Raw genomic sequence first — 26,306 nt, 5'->3', positions numbered from 1 at the left:
CGCCCGGTTACATTCCGAACCCGGAAGCTAAGCCTCAAAGCGCCGATGGTACTGCAGGGGGGACCCTGTGGGAGAGTAGGACGCCGCCGAACAATTCTTCGAGAGAAGCCCCCGCCGGGTGAACCGGACGGGGGCTTCTCTGTTGTAGGGTCAACATGCATTGTCGTTGCACGGGACAGGAGGCCCCCGGGTGGAGGTCCAGGAGACGCGGGTCCAGACCGATCGCGTCCTCACCATCCCCAACCTGCTCAGCATGGGCCGGCTGGTCGGCGTTCCGCTTTTTCTCTGGCTCATTCTGTGGCCGGTCTTCGGCGGGCCCAACAATGACGGTTGGGCGCTGCTGATCCTGGCGCTCAGCGGTGTCAGTGACTACCTGGACGGAAAGCTCGCCAGGCGGTGGGGGCAGATCAGTCGGGTGGGGCAGCTGCTGGATCCGCTGGCCGACCGGCTCTATGTGCTGTCCACCCTGGTCGGATTGACCTGGCGTGAGATCCTGCCCTGGTGGCTGACGGCGATTCTGCTGGCCCGCGAGCTGTTTATCGCCGCGCTGCTGCCCATTTTGAACAAGCACGGTTACGGGCCGTTGCAGGTGAGTTTCCTGGGGAAGGCGGCGACCTTCAACCTGATGTACGCGTTTCCGCTTCTGCTGCTCGGCAGCGTGGACAGCTGGATCGCGCGGCCGGCCGAGGTGGTGAGCTGGGCCTTCATCTGGTGGGGCGCCACCCTGTACTGGTGGGCCGCCATTCTTTACGCGGTCCAGGCGCGGCAGATCGTCAAGGGCAGCTCGAGGGGCCCGGCGTCCACAGTCTGAGACACGATCTGAGAGAAGCCCCACGCCCCATCGGTGCGTCGGACGATCTCTTCCGGGTAGACAACCCTCTGGAACGGTTTGATGGACCTGCTGGTCCACCACCGCGAAGGAGGACGCACCCGTAATGAAAGCCGTTGTAATGGCAGGGGGCGAGGGCACTCGACTCCGCCCGATGACCTCCAGCATGCCGAAGCCGCTGCTACCGGTCGCCAACAGGCCGATCATGGAGCACGTGCTTCGGCTGCTGAAGCGGCACGGTCTCTCTGACACCGTCGTCACGGTTCAGTTCCTGGCGTCACTGGTCAAGAACTACTTCGGTGACGGCGAAGAGCTGGGCATGCATCTGACCTATGCCCACGAGGAGACACCACTGGGCACTGCGGGGAGTGTCAAGAACGCCGAGGACGCGCTCAAGGACGACTCCTTTCTGGTGATCTCCGGTGACGCGCTGACCGACTTCAATCTCTCTGAATTGATCGACTTTCACCGCAGCAAGGAGGCTCTGGTCACCGTCTGTCTCACCAGGGTGCCGAATCCACTGGAGTTCGGTATCACGATCACGGACGACGAGGGACGGGTCGAACGCTTCCTGGAGAAGCCGACCTGGGGGCAGGTCTTCTCCGACACGGTGAACACCGGTATCTACGTGATGGAGCCCGAGGTCTTCGACTACGTCGCGGCAGGTGAGTCCGTCGACTGGTCGAGTGACGTCTTCCCCCAGCTGTTGAAGGAGGGCAAGCGGGTCTACGGCTACGTCGCCGAGGGCTACTGGGAGGACGTGGGCACGCACGAGAGCTACGGCAAGGCCCAGGCGGACGTCCTGGAGGGCAAGGTCGACGTCGAGCTGGACGGGTTCGAGATCTCGCCCGGCGTCTGGGTCGCCGAGGGCGCCGAGGTGGACCCGGAGGCGGTCCTCCGAGGGCCGCTCTACATCGGTGACTACGCCAAGGTCGAGGCCGGCGTCGAGATCCGCGAGCACACCGTGCTGGGCAGCAACGTGGTCGTCAAGCGCGGTGCGTTCCTGCACAGGGCTGTGGTGCACGACAACGTCTACATCGGGCCGCAGAGCAATCTGCGCGGCTGCGTGGTCGGCAAGAACACCGACGTGATGCGCGCCGCGCGGATCGAGGACGGCGCGGTGATCGGGGACGAGTGCCTGGTCGGCGAGGAGTCGATCATCGGGGCGAACGTCCGGGTCTACCCGTTCAAGACCATCGAGGCCGGCGCCGTCGTCAACACCTCGGTGATCTGGGAGTCGCGCGGCCAGGAGCACCTGTTCGGCCTCCGCGGGGTCTCGGGGATCCTGAACGTCGAGATCACCCCGGAGCTCGCCGTCCGGCTGGCGGGCGCCTATGCGACGACCCTGAAGAAGGGGGCCACCGTCACCATCGCGCGTGACCACTCGCGTGGTGCGCGTGCGCTCAAACGGGCGATGATCTCGGGGCTGCAGACCTCCGCGATCGACGTCCGGGACCTGGAGAACGTGCCGATGCCGGTGGCCCGGCAGCACACGGCGCGGGGGAGCGCGGGCGGGATCTTCCTGCGGACCACGCCGGGGGTGCCGGACTCGCTGGACATCCTCTTCTTCGACGAGCGCGGGGCGGACCTGTCCCAGGCCGGGCAGCGCAAGCTCGACCGCGTCTACGCGCGCCAGGAGTACCGGCGGGCCTTCCCCGGCGAGATCGGGGACCTGACCTTCCCGTCGAGCGTCTTCGACTCCTACGCGGGCAACCTGTTGCGGACAGTCGACACCACCGGGGTCCGGGAGGCCGGGCTGAAGGTGGTCGTGGACACCGCGCACGGCAGCGCGGGCCTCGTTCTGCCGAGCATCCTCGGCCGGCTCGGGGTGGAGGCGCTCACCGTCTCCAGCGGGCTGGACGAGTCGCGGCCGACCGAGGACGCGGAGGAGCGGCGGGCCGGGCTGGCCAGACTCGGTGAGCTGGTGGCCTCGTCACGGGCGGCCTTCGGGGTCCGCTTCGACCCGGTAGGCGAGCGCGTCGCGTTCGTGGACGAGCTGGGTCGGGTGATCGACGACGACCGGGCGCTGCTGGTGCTGCTGGACCTGGTCGCGGCCGAGCGGCGCAGCGGTCAGGTCGCGCTGCCGGTGACCACGACCCGGATCGCCGAGCAGGTCGCCGCGTACCACGGCACCCAGGTCATCTGGACCACGACGACGCCGGACGACCTCGCGAAGGCGGCGTCCGCCGAGAACACGGTGTTCGGCGGGGACGGGCGCGGCGGCTTCGTGGTGCCCGAGTTCAGCGGTGTGCTGGACGGGGCCGCGGCCTTCGTCCGGCTGGTCGGCCTGGTCGCGCGGACCCAGCTCACGCTGAGCCAGATCGACGCGCGGATCCCGCAGGCGCACATCCGGCGCCGGGACATCGCGACGCCGTGGGCGGCCAAGGGCATGGTCATGCGCTCGGTGGTCGAGGCGGCGGGCAGCCGGCGCCTGGACACCACCGACGGCGTCCGGGTGGTCGAAGCGGACGGGCGCTGGACGCTGGTGCTGCCGGACCCGGCCGAGGCGGTCACCCACCTGTGGGCGGAGGGCCCGGACGACGAGGCGACCGAGGCGCTGCTGGACGAGTGGGCGGCGGTGGTCGACGGCGCCGGGCGCTGATCGCCCGCAGCTGAGGACGGAACCAATCCGATCGGCGGGGCGCACGGCTCGGTCCGTGCGCCCCGTTGTCCGTTTTCACCTTGTTCGGAGCAGTCCGTCACTTTCCGTCGTGTGTGCAGCGTGTGCGCAGCTCAGGGGCCGTGCACGGGCTCCTGCGCCGTCATGGGACGATGGTCCGCATGCCAGCGACGCCGACACCGAGTGCCCCGAACGGGCGGTACAACCGCCCGGACGCCTCGATGTCCCTGCTGACCAACGTGATGGACCACAGCCTGGACGAGGGCTACGCCGAGGCGGCCGCGGCCCGCGGCGGTGCCCGCGACAGCCGGATACCCGGCACGCTCCAGGGACTCCTCACCCTGGGCGCCGGATTGGCGCTCGTGGGAGCGGTGGTGACGGTCGGCGCGGTGAACGCACACAAGGCCGAGCCGACGCTCGCCAAGGAACGGGACGCGTTGATCCAGCGGATCAACGACAGCAACACCTCGGCCGACCACCTGCAGAAGCAGGTACAGGAGCTGCGGCGCAAGGTCGACAGCACCCAGCAGCAGGCGCTCGCCTCGGCCGGGGACGGCGACCCCGGCAGTCTGACCGGCACGGTGGGCCTGGGCGAGGTCACCGGGCCGGGCGTGAAGCTGGTCCTGGAGGACGCCGCGGGGACGGGCCTCGGTGGCAACGTCGACCCGCGGGCCGGACAGGGTTTCTCCAACAGCGGCCGGCTCCGGGACCACGATCTGCAGCTGGTGGTGAACGGCCTCTGGGGCTCCGGGGCCGAGGCCGTGGCGATCAACGGCCAGCGGCTGACCGCGCTGTCCGCGATCCGGGCCGCGGGGGAGGCGGTCCTGGTGGACAACCGGCCGCTGGTGCCGCCGTACTCCATCCAGGCGATCGGGGACGGGCCGAAGGTCCTGGCGGCCTTCGAGAACGACATGGCCGGGCAGTACCTGCGGCTGCTCCAGGAGAGGTACGGCATCAAGTCGACGCTCTCCACGCAGAAGAGCCTGACACTGCCGGCGGCGGTGGGCGTCACGCTGCGGATCGCGCAGCCGGTCACGCCCGAGCCCTCTCCCACCGCGACGGCCCCGGGCACCCCAGGCCCGACCGGAACGTCACCGGCCGGGCCCGGAACCCCGGAGAGCCCGGGTGCGTCCGTCTCACCATCGGCCTCATCGACCACGTCACCATCCGCGACCAGCGGTGGTCCGACCCCCAAGCGGCGACCGTCCACCGGATCCGCCAAGTCCACGACAGGGACAGGAGCAGCCAGACCGTGATTGCCGTACTGGGTCTCGTGATCGGAGTGGCCGTCGGCCTCTTCGTCCAACCCGAGGTGCCGGACGCCGTCGTGCCCTACCTGCCGATCGCGGTGGTCGCCGCGCTGGACGCGGTGTTCGGAGGAGTCCGGGCGATGCTCGACGGGATCTTCAACGACAAGGTGTTCATCGTCTCGTTCCTGTCGAACGTGGTGGTCGCGGCACTGATCGTCTTCCTCGGCGACCAGCTGGGCGTCGGCTCGCAGCTGTCCACGGGTGTGGTCGTCGTCCTCGGCATCCGCATCTTCTCCAATGCGGCAGCGATCCGGCGCCATGTCTTCCGTGCCTGAGCCCGGCCGCGGGGCGGCCGAGGAGGAGGCACGGGAAGCCGCGGTCGCCGAGCCGACCGTCGAGGAGCCGACCGTCGAGGAGCCGACCGTCGAGGGGGCGACTGCCGAGCGGATCGCGGCGGAGTCGACCGGGAAGGCCGTCGAGGCGGACGAGGCGGACGACTCACACGAGGCGGACGAGGCGCACGAGCCGGACGCTGGTGGGGCTGTCGAGGAGCCGGCCGGGGACGCGGTCGACGCGAGGTCTGACGCTAAGGCTGAGCTTGAGGCCGAACCGACGCCGGAGCCGACGCTTCGGCTCGCGAAGCCGGTCGCGCCGAGGCCCGCCCCGGTCGTGGAGTCGAAGCCCGAGCCGGAGGCCGAACCCGAGCCTTCTCCGGAGCCTGAGCCCGCTGCGGAGGCCGCCGCCGAGCAGCCGGCCGTCGCGGACCGGAACACCGGTCGGCGGCGCCTGAAGGCGGCCCTGTGGCCGCCGCGGCTGTCGCGCGGTCAGCTGGTGGTGGCGCTGCTGCTCTGCTCGCTCGGTCTGGGACTGGCGATCCAGGTGCGGTCGACCAACGACCACCACAGTCAGCTGCGCGGGGCCCGCCAGGAGGACCTGGTTCGGATCCTCGACGAACTGGACAGCCGGCAGCAGCGTCTCCAGCAGGAGAAGGCGGAGCTGGAGCAGTCCCTGGCGAAGTTGGAGAACAGTTCCAACCAGGCCAAGGAGGCCCAGGAACAGACCAGGAAGAAGGTGACGGAACTCGGTGTGCTCGCCGGTACCGTCAAAGCCACTGGTCCGGGCATCGTCCTCACGGTCGATGACCCCCAAGGGCAGGTGAAGGCAGATATGCTGCTGGACACCCTGCAGGAACTTCGAGCGGCGGGGGCGGAGGCGATTCAGATCAACGACGTGCGCGTGGTGGTCAACACCTACTTCACCGACCAGTCGGGCGGTGGGGTGCAGATCGACGGGAAGAAGGTCTCGCAGCCCTATCGGTTCACCGTCGTGGGGAACCCGCAGGACCTGACACCCGCGCTGAACATCCCGGGGGGCGTCGTCCGCACGCTGGAGAGCCACCAGGCGCGGGCGACGATCACCCAGCAGCAGAAGGTGGTCGTCGACGCCCTCGTGGACCTGAAGACGCCGCAGTACGCCAAGCCGGCTTCGAAGTGACGAGGCGTCCGACGAACGGCCCGCCACGGGCCGGCGGCACCCGGTGCGGGGCGCCGCCGTCACGTGGGCGAGACTGGTTCGCGCCAGTACGCTCCGCAGCAACAACCGCCGCACCAACCGTCGGAGTACCACTCCAGCGGGCCCGAGCCGCAACCGGGCTCGCGGCCTGTCCGAGGTTCTCACCCTGCCCCGCGGGCGGGTCTGTCACACGCAAGGGGATTCGCCCGTGAGTTTCTTCTCGAAGTTGTTCGGTCGCAACAAGAGCCGTGACGCGGCCGCCGTCGAGGCGCCCACCGCGCGGCACCGCCGGCCGGAGGACGAGCCGGCCGTGCCGGGCATGCGACCTGCCCCCGAGGCCGCGCCGTACGCCGGACAGCAGTTGTTCCGGGACGGCGGCGCCGCCCAGTACGCGGGGAATCCGGCGGGCTACGGCGCGTCGGTTGACCCCTCCGGAGACCCGCGCATAGGTTTCCCGGCAGGACCCTCAACCTCTGGTGGAGGGTTTGCCCCGGACCCGTACGCCGGGCACAACCCGTCGGGTGTGCCGCGCCAGGAGGCTGTGAACATGGCTGGCCCCACTCCGTGCCCCAGGTGCGGCAACCAGAACCCGGCCTCGGCCCGGTTCTGCTCCAACTGCGGGGCGGCGCTGCGCGGTGGCCTGCTCCCCGAGGGGGCGGCGGAGACCACGTCGACCATCTCCATCTCCGGTCTGGAGTCGTACGACCCCAACACCACGACCGGTACCGGCACCACGCCGGCCCTGTCGGCCGAGGTGCTGTCCGCGATCGACGCGCTGCCGCCGGGCTCGGCCCTGCTGATCGTCCAGCGCGGCCCGAACTCCGGCAGCCGCTTCCTGCTGGACTCGGACGTCACCACGGCGGGGCGTCACCCGCAGGGGGACATCTTCCTGGACGACGTCACGGTCTCGCGCCGCCACGTGGAGTTCCGCCGCACGCCGGTCGGCTTCAGCGTTGCGGACGTGGGCAGCCTGAACGGCACCTACGTGAACCGGGAGCGGATCGACGAGGTGACGCTCAACAACGGCGACGAGGTCCAGATCGGGAAGTACCGGTTGGTGTTCTTCGCCGGCCACAACCGGGGGTACTGAAACCAACGTCGGTAGGAGCCCGAGTGAATACGAATACCCCTTCCTCTTCTCTCGGGGCGGCCACCCCACCCCTGTCCGGTCCGCAGACGGAGCGCGGCGGGCGCGGGGTGGTCGCGGGGCCCCGGCAGCCGGTCCGGCCGGACCGGCCCGCCGGGCGGCGGCGCGGCGGTGACGAACTGTTGAGCATCGGCGCGGTGCTGGTCTTCCTGCGCGACGACTTCCCCGAGGTCACCATCTCCAAGATCCGCTTCCTGGAGGCGGAAGGACTGGTCGAGCCGCAGCGCACGCCGTCGGGGTACCGCAAGTTCAGCCCGGCCGACGTCGATCGGCTGGCCTACGTCCTGCGGATGCAGCGGGACCACTACCTTCCGCTGCGGGTGATCCGCGAGCACCTGGACGCCATCGAGCGCGGCGAGGCCCCGCCCGCGCTGCCCTCCGCGGCCGACACCCGGCCGGGGCCGATGGAGGAGGCGGACCGGGAACTGGTGGCCTCCGCCGAGGTCCCGTCCGGCGTCCGGTTGGGGCGCGCCGAACTGCTGGCCGCCGCCGAGGCCGGCGAGCGGGAACTGGCCGAGTGGGAGTCGTACGGCCTGGTGGCCCCGGGCCCGGACGGCGGATACGACGGTGAGGCGCTGCAGGTGGCCCGGCTGGTCGCGGAGCTCGGTCGGTACGGACTGGAACCGCGGCACCTGAGAGCCATGAAGGCGGCGGCCGACCGCGAGATCGCACTGGTGGATCAGGTGGTGGCGCCGCTGCGCCGGCACCGGAACCCGCAGACCAGGGCCCATGCCGAGGCCACCGCGCGGGAGCTCGCGACGCTGTCGGTGCGGCTGCACGCGGCCATGGTCCAGGCCGGGCTGCGGAGCCGCGGCTAGCGGTCGCGGCGGCCTTCGGGCGGCCGGTGCACCGCGCTGACCAGCGGCGTCGGCTCTGCGCTTTCATATCCGGGACCGGAGCCATAGGGTTGCGTGTGTGAATGAGCTCGACGTCGTGGGTGTCCGAGTGGAGATGCCTTCCAACCAGCCGATCGTGCTGCTGCGGGAGGTCGGGGGAGATCGCTACCTGCCGATCTGGATCGGCCCCGGCGAGGCGACCGCGATCGCCTTCGCCCAGCAGGGCATGACGCCGGTGCGCCCGCTGACGCACGACCTGTTCAAGGACGTCCTGGAGGCGCTCGGCCAGCAGCTCACCGAGGTACGGATCACGGATCTGCGCGAGGGCGTCTTCTACGCCGAGCTGGTGTTCGCCGGCGGGGTCGAGGTGAGTGCCCGACCGTCCGATGCGATAGCGCTGGCGCTGCGGACCGGCACGCCGATCTACGGGAGCGAGGAGGTGCTCGCCGAGGCGGGCATCGCGATCCCGGACGAGCAGGAGGACGAGGTCGAGAAGTTCCGGGAGTTCCTCGACCAGGTCTCGCCCGAGGACTTCGGCGGCAGCGGTCCCCAGTAGCGCGGAAGCAGCGCGGACTGATTGTGGGGCAGCTCGGGCCGTCGTTTTGCCAAAATTCGTCCATCTACCCACACTAGGGGCACGAAAAACCACTCTCCTGAGTGATGTGGATTGCCTGACCCGGCGTGGCGATCGTTGACGGGTCATAGGGGACTGCCTACCGTCAGGAGTGGCTGTCCGGGTGGCCGATGCCCGCAGTCGGGTTGCCCGCAGCACGAGTGGACGGAGGCAGGCATGAGCAGCACCGGCGATGACGCGGCCGTGGGAGGCCTGTGCGCCGTGCACGTGCCGCGCACCGCTCGCACCGTCGCGGACCTCCCCCGGGTCGTGGGCAGGTTCCCGGCCGTGCAGCCGGGTCAGCCGGCCATCGAGCGGCTGGCCCCGACCTCCGAACTGGTCGGCTTCCGCGGCCCGACGGCCTGCGCGGCGGCCGGCATCACCTACCGCCAGTTGGACTACTGGGCCCGCACCGGACTGCTGGAGCCCAGCGTCCGGACGGCGTACCCGGCGACCAGCCAGCGGCTCTACAGCTTCCGCGACATCCTGCTGCTCAAGATCGTGAAACGGCTGCTCGACGCGGGTGTCTCGCTGCAGAACATCCGGGTGGCAGTCGCCCATCTGCAGGCCGCGGAGCAGGCGGACCTGGCCGGGATGACGCTGATGTGCGACGGCGCGACGGTGTACGAATGCGCCACGCCGCAGCAGGTGGTGGACCTGCTGAAGGGCGGTCAGGGCGTCTTCGGCATCGCGGTGGGAGCGGTCTGGCGGGAGCTGGAGCTCGTCGTCGGGCGGCTGCACGCCGAGCGCACCGACACCGGTGAGACCCTGGTCGGGCACGACCCGGCCGACGAGTTGGCGCAGCGGCGCAACCGGGCGGTCTGACGACTCGTTCGACGGGGCCGCGGGCCCGGACGGGGAACCGTTCGGACCCGCGGCCTCGTCGTGTTGGCTGGTGAAACGAGCGAGGGAGGGGCACATGGGGGCCGGCACCGGGATATCGGGGCTGCTGCGGCGCAGGGCCGGGCTGCTGCGGACGCGACTGCGGCAGCGGAGGACCCAGCGAAGGGTGTTCCAGGTGGGCACGGTGCTCTGCTCGCTGGCGCTGGCGCCCAGCGCCTGGGTGTGGCTCACGGCGGGGGACCGGGTGGGCACGGTGGAGAGCGCGCCGTCCGCCCCGGTCGCGGTGGTCTTCGGCGCCGGGTTGGACCAGGGCAAGCCCTCGCCGTACCTGGAGCACCGGCTGGTCGCGGCGGTGGACCTGTACCGGGAGGGCAAGGTCCAGGCGATCCTGGTGACCGGCGACAACGGGCGGGTCGAGTACGACGAACCCGACGCGATGTTCACGTACCTGACCGGGCACGGGGTGCCGGCGGACCGGGTGGTCCGCGACTACGCGGGCTTCGACACCTGGGACTCCTGCACCCGGGCGCACCGGATCTTCGGAGTGGACCGGGCGGTGCTGGTCAGCCAGGACTTCCACGTTCGGCGGGCGCTGGCGCTGTGCGAGGCGGCGGGCATCCGGTCGGACGCGGTCGGGGTGCCGGAGCTGCACGACGAGACCTGGCTGTACGGCGGGCTGCGGGAGGTCGCGGGGGCGGGCAAGGCGGCGGTCAACGCCTGGCTGCGGCCGGACCCGTTGTTCCTCGGGCCCAAGGAGGACGGCATTCCGAAGGCGCTGGCGGAGACGGCGAAGAAGTAGCCGACGGCGCCCGGCTGCCGCGTCGGCCGGGGCGATGGCGGGCAGCGTCGGCCGGGGTTCGGACGCACTGTCGGACCCGTACGCGATGATCGGCGGGTGCGATCACTGCCGAGCATCATCCACCTCGACATGGACGCCTTCTTCGCGGCGGTGGAGCAGGCGGCCAAGCCGAGCCTGCGCGGCAAACCGGTGATCGTCGGCGGGCTCGGCGGGCGCGGCGTCGTCTCCACGGCCTCGTACGAGGCACGGAAGTTCGGGGTGCACTCGGCGCTGCCGATGGCGCAGGCGCGTCGGCTCTGCCCCAACGCGGCCTTCCTGGCGGGCCGGTTCGAGGCCTACCGGCAGGTCAGCGAGATCGTGATGGCCCTGCTGCGCGAGCTGTCGCCGCTGGTGCAGCCGCTGAGCCTGGACGAGGCCTTCGTGGATCTGGAGGCCGGGCCGTACGGTCCGGTGCTGGCGGAGGCGGACCACGAGACCGGCGAGCGGCTGGTGCTCGCGCTGGCGGAGGACCTGCGTGCGGACATCCAGCGGCTGACCGGGCTGACCGGCTCGGTCGGCGCGGCCGGATCCAAGCTGATGGCCAAGGTCGCCTCCGAGAAGGCCAAGCCGGACGGCCTGGTGCTGATCGAGCCCGGGCAGGAGCGGGCCGTGCTGGGGCCGATGCCGGTACGGGCGCTGCCCGGGATCGGGCCGGCCACCGAGCAGGTGCTGCGGCGGGCCGGGCTGACCACCGTGGCCGACCTCGCCGACGCCGGGGAGGCGGAACTGGTCCAGCTGCTCGGGCGGGCGCACGGCGCCGGGATCCACCAGATGTCGATAGGGCTCGATGAGCGGCCCGTGGTGGCCGACCAGGACGCCAAGTCCGTCTCGGTGGAGGACACCTACGAGGTGGACCTGGCCGACCGCGAGCGGGTGCTGCGCGAGGTGGACGCGCTGGCCGCCCGGTGCGTGCGGCGGCTGCGGGCGGCCGGGCGCTCGGGGCGGACGGTGGTGCTCAAGGTCCGGCGCTTCGACTTCTCGACGCTGACCCGCTCGGAAACGCTCGGCGGGCCCACCGACGACGAGGCGGTGATCACCACGACCGCACGCCGGCTGGCCGAGCAGGTCGACATCACCGGCGGCGTCCGGCTGCTCGGCGTCGGTGTCGCCCAACTCGCCGACTACACGCAGGAGGACCTGTTCGCGCAGGCCCTGCGGGAGGAGGCCGCGGAGCACCTCGTGGCGGGCGCCGAGGCCGAGGAGGGCGAGGAGGAGCCGGAGGCCGTCGTGGTGCGGCGCTGGCTGCCCGGGCAGGACGTCCGGCATGCCGAGTTCGGGCCGGGCTGGGTTCAGGGCAGCGGCGTCGGGAGGGTCACCGTACGGTTCGAGACGCCGTGGAGCGGGCCGGGGCGGGTGCGGACCTTCGCGGTGGACGACCCGGCACTCGAACCCTCCCGGCCACTGCCGCTGCGCCGGGAGGAGGGCGAGGCTCCCGCTGCGGACGACGGCTCCGGCGCGGACGGCGGCGGGTCGGGCCAGGGGGGCTGAGGTGCGAGGGGGTGCGCGCGAGGGGGCTGAGAAACGAAAACGGCCCCACCCGGTGGGGGATACCGGGTGGAGCCGCATCACCGTGCCGGTCCCCGTACGGTCGTGATGCCCTCACGGCGTACGGAGGCCCGGGCCCCCGCGCCCTGTCCCTGGGCGCGGGGGCCGGACGCCTCGTCAGGCGTCGGTCTTGACCAGCTTGTCGCTGGAGTCCTGCGGGGCCGAGCCGTCGACGACCGTGGAGAGGGCGTCGGTCTTGGTGGCGCGGATCAGGAACGGGACGACACCGGCGATCACGCAGACCACGGCCGCGGTCCAGAACGCGTGCTTGTAGGCGTCCAGGGTGGGCAGCGAGAGCGGGATCTGCGGCGGCAGCTTCATGGTGTCGCCGGTCAGGATGGCGGCCATGACGGCGGTGCCGATCGCCCCACCGACGGTGCGCAGCACGGAGTTCATGCCGTTGGCGATGCCGCTCTGCTCGACCGGGACGGCGCCGTTGATGTAGGCCGGCATCGCGGCGAAGGCGAGGCCGACACCGAGGCCGAAGATCGCCGAGGCGGTGTAGATGTCGCCCTCGCGGCTGTGCCGCAGGGCCAGGTAGGCCATCGAGACGGCGCCGAGGACACCACCGAGGACCAGCGGCAGGCGCGGGCCGCGGCGGGCGATCAGCAGCGCGCCCAGCGGGGCGGCGACCATCGAGCCGATCGCGGACGGCAGCAGCATGACACCGGCGTGCAGGACGGTGGCCGTGAAGCCGTAGTGGGTCAGCTTCTCCGGGGTCTGGGCGAAGTTGCTGATGACCATGAAGGAGCCGTACATGCCGAAGCCGATGAGCAGGCCGGCGGTGTTGGTGAAGGCCACGGCGGGGCGGGACATCATCTTCATGTCCACCAGGGGGTGCGCGACCTTGGTCTCGATGACCCCCCAGATCAGGGCCACGACGGCGGCGACGGCGAACAGACCGAGGGTCCTGGTCGAGGTCCAGCCCCAGTGGTTGCCCTGGCTGACGGCGACCAGCAGGGCCGAGAGCCAGCCGGCCAGGGTGATCGCACCGAGCGGGTCCGCGCCACCCTCCTTGTCGGTGACCGGGTCGGACGGGACGCGGAAGGCGACCAGGGCGATCGCGATCAGGCCGAAGACCAGGCCCATCCAGAAGATCGACTTGTAGTTCCAGTGCTCCAGCAGGAGGCCGGTGGCGACCAGGCCGAGGCCGGAGCCGACGCCCATCGAGGCGCTGATGGCGGCGACGCCGCCGGTCACCTTCCGCTTGGGCAGCTCGTCGCGGACGATGCTGATCGCCAGCGGCATGACGCCACCGCCGGCGCCCTGCAGGACGCGGGCGACGACCAGCCAGGTGAAGGAGTGGGTGCTGACGGCCAGTGCCGAACCGGCGACCAGGCCCGCCAGCGAGATGAGCAGCATCGGCTTACGGCCCCGGAGGTCGCCGAAGCGGCCCAGGAGGGGAGTCAGCACGGCGGCGGACAGCAGGTTGGCGGTCATCAGCCAGGTGATGTTGGACCCGGTGACGTCCAGTTCCTTGGCCAGCGAGGGCAGGATCGGGACGACCGCGGTCTGCACCACGCTGAACGACAGCATCGCCAGGATGAGGGCCGGCAGGACCCGGGCGCTGCTCTGCTTCTCGGCCGCGGTGGTGGGCTGGGGTGCCTCACTCACGGTTGCTTCCTCCCGTACATAGTGAATGAACTGAAGTAACCATGCGGGAAATACTTCAGAGTGTCAAATATCGAGTGGTTAAGGTTTGGCAAAGGGGGAAAGGGCGGCGCCGGCGGCGGGTTCGGGCACGCCGAAGGACCCCGGCCGCGGTGGCCGGGGTCCTGGGGTGGGAGAGTCAGACCAGGGGGCGCAGGGCGTCCGCGTGGGACGAGGCCGGTGCCGGGGTGGTGGAGGCCGGGGGCGTGGTGGTGTCGTGCACCTCGACGTGCTCGCGGCGCAGTTCGTCCCGGATCACCTCCTCGTCGGTGTACCGCTCGACGACGAGGCGGACGCGCTCGATGGGCGTGAGGTACTTGCGGACCGCCGGGCGCTCCTCACGGAGGGTGACCTCCTCGACGGCCTCGGCGATCTCCTTCTCGGTGAGGGCGGTGCGTTCGGCCTCGCTGACCGGCACCCGCTCGACCCGGACCCTCTCGCGGACCACCGGGACGCGGCGCTCGATCTGCTCGGTCGTCACGTACTTGCGCAGCTTCGCGGTGCCCACGTTGTGCCACTCGGTGGTGATGTCCAGCCGCTCCTCGCGGCAGGTGATCTCGACCGGGTCGGCGGGGGCGGACGAGGCCGCGCCCGTGGCGGCGGCCGGGCTGATCACCGCCGGGGCCTGATGGAACCTCGGCTCCACGGCGGGCGCGGGCGCGGGGGCCGTGGCGGTGGGTGCAGGGGTGCTGAGGGTCCGCACAATGGCCTCCGTGGCGGTGCTGGTGCTGTGGTTGACGGGGGCGATCTTGGTGGTCGGCTCGGGATCGGGGGAGCGGAAGGTGGGCGGCTTGGCAGTGGCCGCGGCAGTGGCGGCGGCGGCCGGGGCGGCCGCCGCCGTGCCGAAGTCGAGATCGGGCTGGGCGGCCCGTCCGCCGTCCGCGCCGGCCTGGTGGCCGTCCACCGAGGTGTCGAGGCCGTAGTAGCGGTAGAGCTGGAGCTCCTGGGCGGGGGACAGGTGCTGGCCGACGCCGAAGTCCGGCGACTCCTTGACCAGCGACTTGTCGTACGGCACCCGGAGCTCGTCGCCGGCGAACTCGCTCGTGGTGAGCGGGACGAAGGCGTCCCGGCCGAAGATGCCGGTCCGGACGGCGGCCCACTCGGGCCGGCCGGTGGCATCGTCCAGGTACACCTCGTCGACCGTGCCGATCTTGTCTCCGTTGCGGTCGACCGCCTTGTGGCCGATGAGGTCCCGGGGGTCGATGTCGGTCTGCACTCTTTCCTCCAGTGCGCTGGGCCGCGGAAGTCCCGCAGGAAGGCGGCCGGAGCACCCGTCCCGTCCCGCCACTTCACACCAAATGCCATGAATCGGACGGGCGCGACCGGAGTGCGCCGGACGGGCCGGACGCTGCGCCGTCCGGGGGACGCGCGTAGACCGGAGGTGACGCGACGCACCCGTGATCGGAAGGCCTCCCGCTGGTACCCTGGGCGGCGACCGCAGAGCCCGCTCGGGAGAGTCTCCGATCGCGAAAAGCGCTGGTCGGAGCGCCGAAGGAGCAACTCCTCCCCGGAATCTCTCAGGCATCCGTACCGTGTGGGGTAGGTCACTCTGGAAAGCAGGGCAGGACCGTCGGCATGGGAGCCGGCGATCACCACCCTCACCGACGGTGCAAGCCGACGGAGCGCCCACGGCGCACCGTGCGGGCGAAGCTCTCAGGTCCCGATGACAGAGGGGGAGGCCTGACGGGTTCGTCCGCCAGGGCCTGATCCGCTGTCCGCAGCGGGAAGGCCGGCCGGCGTGCGCACCCCCGCCGGTCCGTGACCAGGAGGCCTCGACCACCATGAACGCCCAGCCGAACGCGGGACGCCCCACCAGCGCCTCGACCCTCACCGAGCTTGAGCTGGCCAGCCCCTTCGAGAACCGCCACATCGGCCCCGACGCCCCCGCGCAGGAGAAGATGCTGGCGTCCGTCGGCTACGGCTCGCTGGACGAGCTCGCCGTCACCGCCGTGCCCGAGGCAATCCGCTCCATCACCGGCCTGGACCTGCCCGCCGGGCGGACCGAGGCCCAGGTCCTCGCCGAGCTGCGCGAGCTGGCCGGCCGCAACCAGGTGCTCCAGCCGATGATCGGCCTGGGCTACTACGGCACCTTCACCCCGCCGGTGATCCTGCGCAACGTCATGGAGAACCCGGCCTGGTACACCGCCTACACCCCGTACCAGCCGGAGATCTCGCAGGGCCGCCTGGAGGCGCTGCTCAACTTCCAGACCCTGGTCTCCGACCTGACCGGCCTGCCGACCTCCGGCTCCTCGCTGCTGGACGAGAGCACCGCGGCCGCCGAGGCGATGGCGCTGGCCCGCCGGGTCACCAAGGTCAAGGGCGGCGTCTTCCTGGTCGACGCCGAGACCCTGCCGCAGACCATCGCGGTGATCAACACCCGTGCCGTGCCGACCGGTGTCGAGGTCGTCGTCGCCGACCTCTCCGCGGGCATCCCGGCCGAGATCGCCGAGCGCGGCGTCTTCGGCGTGCTGCTGCAGTACCCGGGCGCCACCGGCGTGGTCCGCGACCTCGCCCCGGTGATCGAGCAGGCGCACGGCCTGGGCGCGATCGTCGCCGTCGCCGCCGACCTGCTGGCGCTGACCCTTCTCAAGTCCCCGGGCTCGCTGGGCGCCGACATCGCCTGCGGCACCTCGCAGCGCTTCGGCGTGCCGATGGGCTTCGGTGGCCCGCACGCCGGCTACCTCTCGGTGCGCGCCGAGTACGCCCGCTCGCTGCCCGGCCGCCTGGTCGGCGTCTCCGTCGACGCCGACGGCAACCGCGCCTACCGCCTGGCGCTGCAGACCCGTGAGCAGCACATCCGCCGCGAGAAGGCCACCAGCAACATCTGCACCGCCCAGGTGCTGCTCGCCGTGATGGCCTCGATGTACGCCGTGTACCACGGCCCGGACGGCCTGGCCGACATCGCGCGCCGCACCCACCGCTACGCCGCCGCCCTCGCCGAGGGCCTGCGGGCCGGCGGCGTCGAGCTGCTGCACGGCGAGTTCTTCGACACCGTCACCGCCGTCGTTCCGGGCCGCGCCGCCGAGATCGCCGCCGCCGCCCGCGCCAACGGCATCAACGTGTACCAGGACGGCGAGGACCGGATCTCCGTCTCCACCGACGAGACCACCACCCGCGAGCACCTGGCCGGCGTCTGGGCCGCCTTCGGCGTGCCGGCGGTCGAGGCGGCCGAGGACGCCGAGGCGCTGCCCGCCGCGCTGCTGCGCGAGGACGAGTACCTGACCCACCCCGTCTTCCACAGCCACCGCTCGGAGACCGCCATGCTGCGCTACCTGCGCCGCCTGTCGGACCGGGACTACGCGCTGGACCGCGGCATGATCCCGCTGGGCTCCTGCACCATGAAGCTCAACGCGACCACCGAGATGGAGGCCGTGACCTGGCCGGAGTTCGGCCAGCTGCACCCCTTCGCGCCGATCGAGCAGGCCCAGGGCTACCTGACGCTGATCCGCCAGCTGGAGCAGCAGCTGGTCGAGGTGACCGGCTACGACGCCGTCTCGATCCAGCCGAACGCGGGCTCGCAGGGCGAGCTGGCCGGCCTGCTGGCCGTCCGCGCCTACCACCACGGCAACGGCGACACCCAGCGTGACGTCTGCCTGATCCCGTCCTCCGCGCACGGCACCAACGCCGCCTCCGCGGTGATGGCCGGCATGCGCGTGGTCGTGGTGAAGACCCTGGTCGACGGCGACGTGGACGTCGAGGACCTGAAGGCCAAGATCGAGCAGCACCGCGACAACCTGTCGGTGCTGATGGTCACCTACCCGTCGACCCACGGCGTGTACGAGACCCAGATCACCGAGATCTGCGCGCTGGTGCACGAGGCCGGCGGCCAGGTGTACGTGGACGGTGCCAACCTGAACGCGCTGGTCGGCCTCGCCAAGCCGGGCAAGTTCGGCGCGGACGTCTCGCACCTGAACCTGCACAAGACCTTCTGCATTCCGCACGGCGGCGGCGGCCCGGGCGTCGGCCCGGTCGCGGTGCGCGCCCACCTGGCGCCGTACCTGCCGAACCACCCGCTGCAGCCGGAGGCCGGCCCGGCCACCGGCGTCGGTCCGATCTCGGCCGCGCCCTGGGGCTCGGCGGCGATCCTGCCGATCTCCTGGGCGTACGTGCGGCTGATGGGCGGCGAGGGCCTCAAGCGCGCGACCCAGGTCGCGGTGCTGAACGCCAACTACATCGCCAAGCGCCTGGCGCCGCACTTCCCGGTGCTCTACACGGGCCCGGGCGGGCTGGTCGCCCACGAGTGCATCATCGACCTGCGTCCGCTGACCAAGGAGACGGGCGTGACGGTGGACGACATCGCCAAGCGCCTGATCGACTACGGCTTCCACGCGCCGACGATGTCCTTCCCGGTGGCCGGCACGCTGATGATCGAGCCGACCGAGTCCGAGGACCTGCACGAGATCGACCGGTTCTGCGACGCGATGATCGCGATCCGGGCCGAGGTCGACAAGGTCGGCTCGGGCGAGTGGGCGGCCGACGACAACCCGCTGCGCAACGCCCCGCACACCGCCGCCGAGCTGGCCGGCGACTGGGCGCGCGGCTACTCGCGGCAGGAGGCGGTCTTCCCGGCGGGCGTGAACCCGGCGGACAAGTACTGGCCGCCGGTGAGCCGGATCGACGGCGCGTACGGCGACCGCAACCTGGTCTGCTCCTGCCCGCCGATGGACGAGTACGGCGTCTGACCGAACCCGGGCCACAACGCGGCCCGGACGCACGGCGGGGCCCCGGCGGATCGATCCGCCGGGGCCCCGCCCGTCGTGCGTCGGTGCGGCGGCTGCCCCCGCCGTACGGCCGGACCGGTCGGTCAGGCCGCGTGGGCGACGGGGCGGCGCGGGGCGATCACCCGGCCGTCGGGCAGCAGTTCGCCGGTGTCCTCGAACATCACCACGCCGTTGCAGAGCAGGCTCCAGCCCTGCTCCGGGTGGCAGGCCACCGACACGGCCGCCTCGCGGTCCTCGGACTCGGCCGACGGGCACTCAGGACGGTGCTGGCACATACGCGTACCCTCGCTTCGCTCTGCGATCCTCCCCGTGGTGCGGTCGCCGGAGGTCGGGCTGCCCGGGAACCGCCGCGGTAGTCGGATCCTGTCCGCACGCCGACCGGGTGTTGACCGGCGCTCAAGTGGGTAGGACAGGTGGTCCTTCCACGCTGGTTCCCAGTGTCGGCATCTGCGGAGCTGCGCGCAGGGGTTTGGTGACATGCGCCACAACTCCGGGGCAGAGATCACCCGTTCAGGTGGGGCAGGGGAGAAAACCCGCACCGGTGGGTCAGTCCGCGCATGGCCCGATCCGGCCATGGTGGATGACCCGTCCGGGTGGTCTCCGTTCGGGTGCAGCGGATCGGTGCCGAGGATGCGGGCGCGGCGAAGGGCCGCCGGGCGGGAGGCCCGGCGGCCCGTACGACTGCGGGCGGCTCAGGAGGAGCCGAGCAGCATCGGCCTGACGAGCGGGGCCCGGGCGAGCAGCGGCAGCAACTCGGCGGCCGGGTAGGCACGGTGCGCGGTGACGCCGAGCGGGGCCGGGGCGAGCGGGATCAGCAGGTCGGCGGCCGGCCCGGTGTCGGGACTGTGCAGCCAGAGCGCCGTCGCGTACTGGCCGGGGAAGGTCAGCAGGCGGGGCTGCCGGCGGACCCGGGTGCCCTGGGCGAGCTGCCGGGCCTCGCGCAGCGCCCGGACCGTCGAGTCGAGGTAGGGACCGGCGGTGAAGTGGGAGAAGGCGTGGCCCTCGACGCCCTGCACCACCTCGGCGGCGGCGGCGACGTCGGCACCGTCCTTGATCAGGAAGCGCCAGCCGGTGCGGTGAGCGGCGGAGAGGTCGGGGCGGGGGCCGTCCAGGACGTGCACCGCGAGCGGATGCGCGGGGAGCAGTCGGCCGGCGGGATGACGCAGCGCTGCGGCGGCGGGCTGGCGCAGCGCGGTCTCCGAATCGAGTGCGCCCAGGACGGCGCGCAGGGCACTCGGTGGGGGCTGGGGGGTCTGCAGGGTCATGGCGGGGTCCGCCTCTCCAAGCGAGATCGGCGTGCGAGTGCGGCATACCGGCGTGGCGCGGCGCGTCCTCGGTGACGGGGGCCTGGCCGTGTCCGGTTGTGCAGGATCGCGGTGCCGGCGCGGGCTCCGCCGTCGACGAGGGGATTCGAGGCGGGAGCGGACGGCCGGAGCGCTGTGCGAATTCCATCGAACGGACGCGCAGGGTGACCTGTTTATCACAGGCGGTGGCGCCAGGCAAGTCTGCAGTTGTGCTGATCCACCGTCAGTTGCCTTGCATTGCAAGCCATTCCGAGCAATCGGGTATCGATCTTCGAGGTGGGCATGATGCTGGCACGGTCGGTCGGCCGGGTGGCTCAACGGGGTGGCTCAGTCAGGAGGAGGGGACCGTGGGCGAGAAGGTCGTGGCGACTCGGGCGGATCTGGCGGACCGGCAGCTGTACCGGCGCAAGCTGCAGGCCTGTCTCGACGTCCTGGCACGGATGCTGCGGGAGGACCGCTTCGACCGGCCGCGGGCGGTGATGGGACTGGAGATCGAGCTCAACCTGGCCGACGAACAGGGACTCCCGGCCATGAACAACGCCCAGGTGCTGAGCTCGATCGGCTCCAGCGACTTCCAGACCGAACTGGGCAAGTTCAACATCGAGGTGAACGTCACACCGCACCGCCTCTGCGGGCACGTCTTCGAGGAACTGCGCGAGGAGATCGACACCGGGCTGCGCTACGCCGACCGGCGGGCCGCCGAGGCCGGGGCACGGATCGTCATGGTCGGCATCCTGCCGACCCTTGAGCACGCTCACACCGGGCTGGACGCGATGAGCCACAACCAGCGGTACACCCTGCTCAGCGACCAGATCCTGGCCGCCCGGGGGGAGGAGATCGCGCTGGACATCGAGGGCGTCGAGCACCTCCAGCTGGAGTCCGTCACCATGGTCGCCGAGGCCGCCGCCACCTCGCTGCAACTGCACCTCCAGGTGACCCCGGCACGCTTCTCCTCGGTGTGGAACGCCGCCCAGGCGCTCTGCGGGCCGCAGCTCGCACTCGGCGCGAACTCCCCCTTCCTGTTCGGCCGGGAGCTGTGGCGGGAGACCCGCCCGGTGCTCTTCCAACAGGCCTGCGACACCCGTTCGGCGGAGCTCAAGGCCCAGGGCGTACGCCCGATCACCTGGTTCGGCGAGCGCTGGGTGGACTCGGTGTACGACCTGTTCGAGGAGAACCTGCGGTACTTCCCGGCGCTGCTCCCGATCTGCGACGACGAGGACCCGCTGAAGGTGCTGTCCTCCGGCGGCGCGCCCAAACTCGCCGAGATGCGGCTGCACAACGGCACCATCTACCGCTGGAACCGGCCGATCTACGACGTCTCCGGCGGCGTCGCGCACCTGCGGGTGGAGAACCGGGCCCTGCCGGCCGGGCCGACCGTGGCCGACACGCTGGCCAACGCCGCCTTCTACTACGGGCTGGTGCGGGTGCTCGCCGAACAGCCCCGCCCGGTCTGGACGAGGCTGCCGTTCGAGCGCGCCGACGAGAACTTCCGGCAGGGCGCCCGGTACGGCATCGACGCCGTCCTCCAGTGGCCGCGCCCCGGCCGGCCCGGTCGGGGCGGCGGGCTGCAGACGGTCTCCGCCGTCGACCTGGTGCTGGGCGAACTGCTGCCGCTGGCCTACCAGGGCCTCGACGAGTGGGGCGTGGAGCCCGCCGACCGGGACCGCTACCTCGGCATCATCGAGCAGCGCTGCCTGCGCCGCACCAACGGCGCGGCCTGGCAGAGCGCGACGTTCCACCGGCTGCGCGAGCAGTACGGGATGGACCGGCCGGCCGCGCTCGCGGCGATGACCCGCCGCTACGCCGAGCACATGCGCACCGGAGAGCCGGTGCACACCTGGCCGGTCGGCTAGCCGGGCCGCTGTGTCAGGATGATCGCCCCGGCGGTCGGCCGACGGCCGGAGCGACCGCCCGTCCGCTGGAGCCCCCGTGACCACCGTTCCGACCGTGCCGGAGACCGCCCAGCCCACCCGCCGCCGACTCGGCGCGGAACTGCTGATCCTCCTCGGCCTCTCGCTCGGCGCCAGCGGGATCAGCGCACTGATCAGCTTCGCGGGCTCACTCACCGAACCGCTCGCGCTCGGCCGGCAGGTCGCCACGCTGAACGGCTCGCGGGCGCCCGGGCGGCCCTGGCTGGACCTGGTGTGGCAGCTGTACTACATCGGGCGCGGCCTGATGCCGGTGGTGCTGGTCGGCTACCTGCTGGTGCGTGAGGGCGTCGCGCTGCGGGTGCTGGGCTTCGACCTCGGGCAGAAGCTGCGGGACCTCGGCCGGGGCGCCGCCGTCGCCGCCGCGATCGGCGGCTCGGGGCTGCTGCTCTACCTGGCCTCGCAGGCGGCCGGGTACAACCTGACGGTGGCGCCGTCCGGGCTGCCGGACGTCTGGTGGCGGGTGCCGGTACTGGTGCTGTCGGCCTGGCAGAACGCCGTCCTGGAGGAGGTCGTCGTCCTCGGCTACCTGCTGCGCCGGGTGGGGCAGTGGGGGTGGTCCTGGCCGGCGACGGTGGCGGCCAGCTCGGTGCTGCGCGGTTCGTACCACCTGTACCAGGGGGTCGGCGGGCTGGTCGGCAACATGGTGATGGGGGCGGCGTTCTGCCTGCTGTACCGGCGGTGGGGGCGGGTGATGCCGCTGGTGGTGGCACACGCGCTGATCGACACGGTGGCCTTCGTCGGGTACGCGCTGCTCGCCGGGCACGTCAGCTGGCTGCCGACCCCCTGAGCGCGGACCTCCCGGACGGCAGCGCCAGGCCGCGCGGCGGGTGGGCGAGCAGCCGGTCGACGTGCCGGCGCTCCAGGCCCTGGCCGGGATCGATCGGCAGCAGGAGGCGGTCGCGGCGCCAGAGCGACCTGCGGACCAGCCGGCCGGGGATGACGTCGTCCACCCAGGCGAACGGGCGCCCCCCGGCGTAGCGCAGCAGCGGGGCCCACTTGGCGGAGGAGAACAGCTCCATCAGCGGGACGCGGGGATCGCCCGGCTGCGGGACGTAGCCGGTGAAGCGGACCACCGGGAGCGGGTCCAGGCCGATCGCCGGGGCGATGTGGGTGTTGGCGTGCTCCTCCCAGGTGGTGGCCCAGACCAGGTCGTACGTCGCGGCGAGCTCGCGCAGCCACCCGCCGTGCCGGGCGGACAGCAGGACGGAGTAGCCGAACAGCGTGTGGGTGTCGAACCCGGCGTCCGGATGGGGACAGACCGGGTTCAGGACCCCGTCGACGTCCAGGAACAGCAGTGGCTTCGGCACCGGTGGCCCCCCAAAGGCGGTGGTGTGTGCTGTCTCTTCGGACGAACCACCCGTACCGCTGGTTGCGCTCCGGCGGGCGCACGCGGGGCGCACAGGGGGCTCACGGCGCGGGCGCCGGCTCGGTGGCGGGCCCCGGTGCGTCGGCGGTGCTCCGCCGGCTCGGCCGGCGCACTCCGTCGCGTCTGCGCACCAGCGCGTGCGCAGGTGCGCACCGCCGGCCGGGCGGGCCCCGTCAGCCGAGGTGGCCCCAGAGGAAGGTGAGGGTGCGGCGCCAGGCGATCCGGGCCTGCAGGGGGTCGTAGGTGCCGAGCAGGTTCTCGTCGTTCATGAAGGCGTGCCCGGCCGGGTAGAAGTGGATCTCGGGACGGACGTCCGTGGCCTCGCCGATCCGGATCGCCGCCTCGTCCACGGCGGCCGGCGGGATCGAGCGGTCCGACTCGCCGAAGTGGCCGAGGACGTGGGCGGTCAGGCCGCGGTAGTCGAACTCCGGGTCGGGCGGGAGGCCGTAGAAGGGCACCGCGGCGGCCACCTTGTCGCCGGCCCGGGCGGCCAGCAGCAGGGCGAAGCCGCCGCCCATGCAGAAGCCGACCGTGCCGACGGCGTCGCCGACCACGCCGTCCAGCGCGAGCAGGTGGTCGACCGCCCCGGAGAGGTCCTCGACGGCCTGCTCGACCGGGAGTTCGCGCTTGAGCCGGGCGGCCTCGGCCCGGTCGTGGGTGGTGGCACCGCCGAACAGGTCGGGAGCGAGGACGGTGAAGCCCTCGGCGGCGAAGCGGTCGGCCATGGTGGCGACGTGCGAGGTGAGCCCCCACCACTCCTGCACCACCACCAGGCCCGGTCCGACGCCCTGCGGCGGACGGGCCAGGTACCCGTGCGCGGTACGGCCGTTGCTCGGGAAGGTGACGTTCTGCCGGGAGCCGCCCTGGTCAGGCATGGCTTCCTCTCGGGGGGTCGGGCCGCGTGCGGCGGCGGTCGGTCGGGCGTCCCGGTTCAGCCCATCTCCTCCAGCGCGCGGCCCTTGGTTTCCCTGATGCAGAAGGCCACGAACGGGATGGACAGCAGCGCGAAGGCCGCGTAGATGACGTACGTCGCCGAGAGGTTCCAGTCGGCGAGGTCCGGGAAGCTGACGGTGATCGCCCAGTTGGCGATCCACTGCGCCGAGGCGGCGACCGACAGGGCCAGCGCGCGGATCCGGTTCGGGAACATCTCGCCGAGCAGGACCCAGACCACCACGCCCCAGGAGAAGGCGAAGCAGAGCACGAAGACGTGCGCGGAGACCAGGGCGACGGTGGCGTGGGTGTTGTCCAGGGTGGCGGTGTCGCCGGTGCCGTGGCGGTAGGAGAACGCCCACGCGGCGGTGCCGAGCGCGGCCGCCATGCCGATGGAGCCGGCCAGGGCGAGCGGCTTGCGGCCGATCCGGTCCACCAGGGCCATCGCGATCACCGTGCCGATCACGTTGATGATCGAGGTGGAGAGGCTGATCAGCAGCGAGTTGGACTCGTTGATGCCGACCGACTGCCAGAGCAGGGACGAGTAGTAGAAGATCACGTTGATGCCGACGAACTGCTGGAACACCGAGGCGCCGATGCCGACCCAGACGATCGGCAGCAGGCCGAAGCGGCCGCCGAGCAGGTCCTTGAGCCGGGGCTTGTGCGAGGACTCCAGCACGGCGCGGATCTCCGCCACCCGGACGTCCAGGTCCACGCTGTCGCCCTCCACCTCGACCAGCACCTGGCGGGCCTGCGCCTCGCGGTGGTCGGCGATCAGGAAGCGCGGCGACTCCGGGATGGAGAGCGCCATCAGCCCGTACACCAGGGCGGGGATGGTCTCGACGCCGAGCATCCACTGCCACGCCTGGATGCCGCCGAGGTGGTTGGTGGACTCGCCGCCCGCGGCCTGGTTGAGCGCGTAGTTGGCGAGCTGGGAGATCGTGATGCCGAGCACGATCGCCATCTGCTGGAAGGACGCGAGCCGGCCCCGGTAGGCGGTCGGCGCGACCTCGGCGATGTAGGTCGGCGCGATCACCGAGGCGATGCCGATCGCGATGCCGCCGAGCACGCGCCAGACGGCGAGGACCTCGATGTTCGGCGGGAACATCGAGCCGAGGCCGCTGGCCGCGAACAGCACGGCGGCCAGCAGCATCGTGCGCACCCGGCCGAAGTGGTCGGCGAGCCGGCCGGCGACCACCGCGCCGGCCGCCGAGCCGAGCAGCGCGATGGCCACCACGAAGGCCGTGGTCCCGTGGCCCACCCCGAAGTGCTTCTGGATGCCCGTCACCGCGCCGTTGATCACGGCGCTGTCGTAGCCGAACAGGAAGCCGCCCATGGCGGCGGCCGCCGAGATGAACACCACGTGGCCCAGATGGGTCTCGCCGGACGCCCGTGGGCTGTGGACTGAGGACACATGTGCTCCCGGGGTGGACGGGCCCGCTCTGGCGCCGAGTGGGCAGGGCTCGTCTCACATTCGAGCAGCGCCGGGGCCGACCTGCCCGTGTTGAGGGCCGATCGGGTGACACGGAGTCAGTCGGCGGTACGCACCCCGGCGGTGCTCGGTGCCGCGGTGGTGCTTGGCCCGGCGGTGCTCGGTGCCGCGGTGATGCTGGGCCCGGCGGTGCTCGGTGCCGCGGTGGTGCTTGGCCCGGCGGTGCTCGGTGCCGCGGTGATGCTGGGCCCGGCGGTGCTCGGTGCCGCGGTGATGCTGGGCCCGGGGGTGCTGGGTGCTGCGGTGCGCCGTCGGTGGCGGCGGAGCAGCTGGGTCTTGGCGGCGGCGTACTGGTCGCGGCCGCGCCCGCGGCCGTCGGCGCGCTCGGCGAGGCGGTCGGCGATCCCGAACTGCGCCTCGGCGGGCTTCTTGTCGTCGTACTTGAACTTGGCCCGCACCTCGCGCACCGTCAGCCGGAGCCCGCGCAACCCGGGCAGCTGCCGGGCCAGCTCGCCGTCGCCGGGCACCACCCGGACCTCCGGCGTCTCGGGCTGGAAGTGCGCGAGCTGGCGGTTGAGGATCTCGGCCTTGCCGGCGGCGGACTCCACGAGCTCGGCGGTGCAGTGGAAGTGGACCGAGGCGTAGTAGCTGGTGGGGGTGCCCGGTGCGCCGCGCCAGTGGCCGGGGGCGAAGGCGTAGCCGTCGGTGACCGCGAGGGTGACCTGCGGGTCGGCCCGGACGGCGGCCAGCAGCGGGTTGGGCGCGGCGAGGTGGAGCAGGATCTCGCCGCGCTCGGCGTCCAGCAGGAAGTGCGTCGGGACGAGCACAGGGCCTTCGCCGGGGCCGCCGTTGGCGGCGAGCAGGCCGAAGTCGCGGCCTTCGGCCAGCCAGGCGCGCCACTCGTCCTCGCCGCCGCGGTCCCATGACCTGATCAGCATC

At 71.9% G+C, this 26,306-nt stretch carries 22 protein-coding genes, 1 rRNA gene and 2 riboswitches; of the genes, 15 read left to right on the top strand and 8 right to left on the bottom strand.

Annotation, left to right across the window (positions count from 1 at the left end; translation table 11 throughout):
• The 12 genes from rrf to AC0B61_RS21950 all read left to right on the top strand — a co-directional run.
• Positions 1-92: ribosomal RNA gene (gene rrf, locus AC0B61_RS22005) — 5S ribosomal RNA — on the top strand; the annotation flags it as partial.
• Between the two features lie 98 nt (positions 93-190).
• Positions 191-811 (top strand): CDP-alcohol phosphatidyltransferase family protein, encoded by a 621-nt coding sequence (locus AC0B61_RS22000; protein WP_471742404.1) that lies wholly within the window; start codon positions 191-193, stop codon positions 809-811.
• 124 nt (positions 812-935) lie between these two features.
• The gene (locus tag AC0B61_RS21995) at positions 936-3,431 is read left to right on the top strand and encodes a sugar phosphate nucleotidyltransferase (protein ID WP_471742403.1); all 2,496 of its coding nucleotides are present in this window, start codon (positions 936-938) and stop codon (positions 3,429-3,431) included.
• 179 nt (positions 3,432-3,610) lie between these two features.
• Complete coding sequence (locus AC0B61_RS21990) at positions 3,611-4,705, top strand: DUF881 domain-containing protein (protein ID WP_471742402.1); 1,095 nt, start codon at positions 3,611-3,613, stop codon at positions 4,703-4,705.
• The gene (locus tag AC0B61_RS21985; RefSeq protein WP_471742401.1) at positions 4,702-5,034 is read left to right on the top strand and encodes a small basic family protein; all 333 of its coding nucleotides are present in this window, start codon (positions 4,702-4,704) and stop codon (positions 5,032-5,034) included. The genes AC0B61_RS21990 and AC0B61_RS21985 overlap by 4 nt, the downstream gene beginning before the upstream one ends.
• A 334-nt stretch (positions 5,035-5,368) precedes the next feature.
• Positions 5,369-6,193 carry a DUF881 domain-containing protein gene (locus tag AC0B61_RS21980; RefSeq protein WP_471742416.1) on the top strand — a complete coding sequence of 275 codons (825 nt, stop codon included), beginning with the start codon at positions 5,369-5,371 and terminating at the stop codon, positions 6,191-6,193.
• Between the two features lie 226 nt (positions 6,194-6,419).
• On the top strand, positions 6,420-7,301 hold the full coding sequence (locus AC0B61_RS21975) for an FHA domain-containing protein (RefSeq protein ID WP_471742400.1): 882 nt from the start codon (positions 6,420-6,422) through the stop codon (positions 7,299-7,301).
• A gap of 179 nt (positions 7,302-7,480) precedes the next feature.
• Positions 7,481-8,176, top strand: coding sequence for a transcriptional regulator FtsR (gene ftsR, locus AC0B61_RS21970; protein ID WP_471742415.1), 696 nt, complete (start codon positions 7,481-7,483; stop codon positions 8,174-8,176).
• 97 nt (positions 8,177-8,273) lie between these two features.
• Positions 8,274-8,750 (top strand): bifunctional nuclease family protein, encoded by a 477-nt coding sequence (locus tag AC0B61_RS21965; protein WP_030303568.1) that lies wholly within the window; start codon positions 8,274-8,276, stop codon positions 8,748-8,750.
• 234 nt (positions 8,751-8,984) lie between these two features.
• The gene (locus AC0B61_RS21960) at positions 8,985-9,632 is read left to right on the top strand and encodes a MerR family transcriptional regulator (protein ID WP_471742399.1); all 648 of its coding nucleotides are present in this window, start codon (positions 8,985-8,987) and stop codon (positions 9,630-9,632) included.
• Positions 9,633-9,726: 94 nt separating this feature from the next.
• Positions 9,727-10,449 carry a SanA/YdcF family protein gene (locus AC0B61_RS21955; RefSeq protein ID WP_471742398.1) on the top strand — a complete coding sequence of 241 codons (723 nt, stop codon included), beginning with the start codon at positions 9,727-9,729 and terminating at the stop codon, positions 10,447-10,449.
• A 96-nt stretch (positions 10,450-10,545) separates the two neighbouring features.
• Positions 10,546-11,976, top strand: a complete 1,431-nt coding sequence (locus AC0B61_RS21950; protein WP_471742397.1) for a DNA polymerase IV — start codon at positions 10,546-10,548, stop codon at positions 11,974-11,976.
• A gap of 174 nt (positions 11,977-12,150) precedes the next feature.
• Here the strand turns inward: AC0B61_RS21950 and AC0B61_RS21945 are convergent, their stop codons facing one another.
• Both AC0B61_RS21945 and AC0B61_RS21940 read right to left on the bottom strand, forming a co-directional pair.
• On the bottom strand, positions 12,151-13,647 hold the full coding sequence (locus AC0B61_RS21945) for an MFS transporter (protein WP_471742396.1): 1,497 nt from the start codon (positions 13,645-13,647) through the stop codon (positions 12,151-12,153).
• Positions 13,648-13,822: 175 nt separating this feature from the next.
• Complete coding sequence (locus AC0B61_RS21940; RefSeq protein WP_471742395.1) at positions 13,823-14,899, bottom strand: PRC and DUF2382 domain-containing protein; 1,077 nt, start codon at positions 14,897-14,899, stop codon at positions 13,823-13,825.
• A 223-nt stretch (positions 14,900-15,122) separates the two neighbouring features.
• A riboswitch (glycine riboswitch) is annotated at positions 15,123-15,226 on the top strand.
• A gap of 1 nt (position 15,227) precedes the next feature.
• Positions 15,228-15,360, top strand: a riboswitch (glycine riboswitch).
• A 104-nt stretch (positions 15,361-15,464) separates the two neighbouring features.
• On the opposite strand from AC0B61_RS21940, the gene gcvP reads away from it, so the two are divergent.
• Positions 15,465-18,365 carry an aminomethyl-transferring glycine dehydrogenase gene (gcvP, locus tag AC0B61_RS21935; RefSeq protein ID WP_471742394.1) on the top strand — a complete coding sequence of 967 codons (2,901 nt, stop codon included), beginning with the start codon at positions 15,465-15,467 and terminating at the stop codon, positions 18,363-18,365.
• Between the two features lie 122 nt (positions 18,366-18,487).
• Here gcvP and AC0B61_RS21930 read toward each other — a convergent pair whose 3' ends face one another.
• Both AC0B61_RS21930 and AC0B61_RS21925 read right to left on the bottom strand, forming a co-directional pair.
• Positions 18,488-18,679, bottom strand: coding sequence for a DUF5999 family protein (locus AC0B61_RS21930; RefSeq protein WP_030243692.1), 192 nt, complete (start codon positions 18,677-18,679; stop codon positions 18,488-18,490).
• Positions 18,680-19,096: 417 nt separating this feature from the next.
• A complete protein-coding gene (locus tag AC0B61_RS21925; RefSeq protein ID WP_471742393.1) occupies positions 19,097-19,669 on the bottom strand; it encodes a hypothetical protein in 573 nt (190 codons plus the stop codon).
• 386 nt (positions 19,670-20,055) lie between these two features.
• Between AC0B61_RS21925 and AC0B61_RS21920 the strand changes: the two genes are divergently transcribed.
• Positions 20,056-21,561 carry a glutamate-cysteine ligase family protein gene (locus tag AC0B61_RS21920; RefSeq protein WP_471742392.1) on the top strand — a complete coding sequence of 502 codons (1,506 nt, stop codon included), beginning with the start codon at positions 20,056-20,058 and terminating at the stop codon, positions 21,559-21,561.
• A gap of 76 nt (positions 21,562-21,637) precedes the next feature.
• Entirely contained in the window at positions 21,638-22,426 is a 789-nt protein-coding gene (locus AC0B61_RS21915; RefSeq protein WP_471742391.1) for a CPBP family intramembrane glutamic endopeptidase, read from the top strand.
• On the opposite strand, the gene AC0B61_RS21910 is transcribed toward AC0B61_RS21915, so the two are convergent.
• The 4 genes from AC0B61_RS21910 to AC0B61_RS21895 form a co-directional block, all read right to left on the bottom strand.
• Positions 22,404-22,946: an HAD domain-containing protein gene (locus tag AC0B61_RS21910; protein ID WP_471742390.1), complete on the bottom strand. Its 543-nt coding sequence runs from the start codon at positions 22,944-22,946 to the stop codon at positions 22,404-22,406. The genes AC0B61_RS21915 and AC0B61_RS21910 overlap by 23 nt on opposite strands.
• A 232-nt stretch (positions 22,947-23,178) precedes the next feature.
• Positions 23,179-23,880 (bottom strand): dienelactone hydrolase family protein, encoded by a 702-nt coding sequence (locus AC0B61_RS21905; RefSeq protein WP_471742389.1) that lies wholly within the window; start codon positions 23,878-23,880, stop codon positions 23,179-23,181.
• A 56-nt stretch (positions 23,881-23,936) separates the two neighbouring features.
• Positions 23,937-25,349, bottom strand: coding sequence for a sugar porter family MFS transporter (locus AC0B61_RS21900; protein WP_471742388.1), 1,413 nt, complete (start codon positions 25,347-25,349; stop codon positions 23,937-23,939).
• 116 nt (positions 25,350-25,465) lie between these two features.
• Complete coding sequence (locus tag AC0B61_RS21895) at positions 25,466-26,305, bottom strand: FMN-binding negative transcriptional regulator (RefSeq protein ID WP_471742387.1); 840 nt, start codon at positions 26,303-26,305, stop codon at positions 25,466-25,468.
• Position 26,306: the final 1 nt, after the last annotated feature.

The organism is Kitasatospora sp. NPDC023385 (assembly GCF_055664045.1).
The sequence above is the reverse complement of the archived record's forward strand: the minus strand, read 5'-3'. Positions and strand labels throughout refer to the sequence as shown.

Excerpts from the sequence above, each read along its gene's own strand:
- AC0B61_RS21995 (WP_471742403.1), top strand. The coding sequence starts at position 936 with ATGAAAGCCGTTGTAATGGCAGGGGGCGAGGGCACTCGACTCCGCCCG.
- AC0B61_RS21990 (WP_471742402.1), top strand. The coding sequence starts at position 3,611 with ATGCCAGCGACGCCGACACCGAGTGCCCCGAACGGGCGGTACAACCGC.
- AC0B61_RS21960 (WP_471742399.1), top strand. The coding sequence starts at position 8,985 with ATGAGCAGCACCGGCGATGACGCGGCCGTGGGAGGCCTGTGCGCCGTG.
- AC0B61_RS21955 (WP_471742398.1), top strand. The coding sequence starts at position 9,727 with ATGGGGGCCGGCACCGGGATATCGGGGCTGCTGCGGCGCAGGGCCGGG.
- gcvP (WP_471742394.1), top strand. The coding sequence starts at position 15,465 with ATGAACGCCCAGCCGAACGCGGGACGCCCCACCAGCGCCTCGACCCTC.
- AC0B61_RS21930 (WP_030243692.1), bottom strand. The coding sequence starts at position 18,679 with ATGTGCCAGCACCGTCCTGAGTGCCCGTCGGCCGAGTCCGAGGACCGC.
- AC0B61_RS21925 (WP_471742393.1), bottom strand. The coding sequence starts at position 19,669 with ATGACCCTGCAGACCCCCCAGCCCCCACCGAGTGCCCTGCGCGCCGTC.
- AC0B61_RS21905 (WP_471742389.1), bottom strand. The coding sequence starts at position 23,880 with ATGCCTGACCAGGGCGGCTCCCGGCAGAACGTCACCTTCCCGAGCAAC.
- AC0B61_RS21895 (WP_471742387.1), bottom strand. The coding sequence starts at position 26,305 with ATGCTGATCAGGTCATGGGACCGCGGCGGCGAGGACGAGTGGCGCGCC.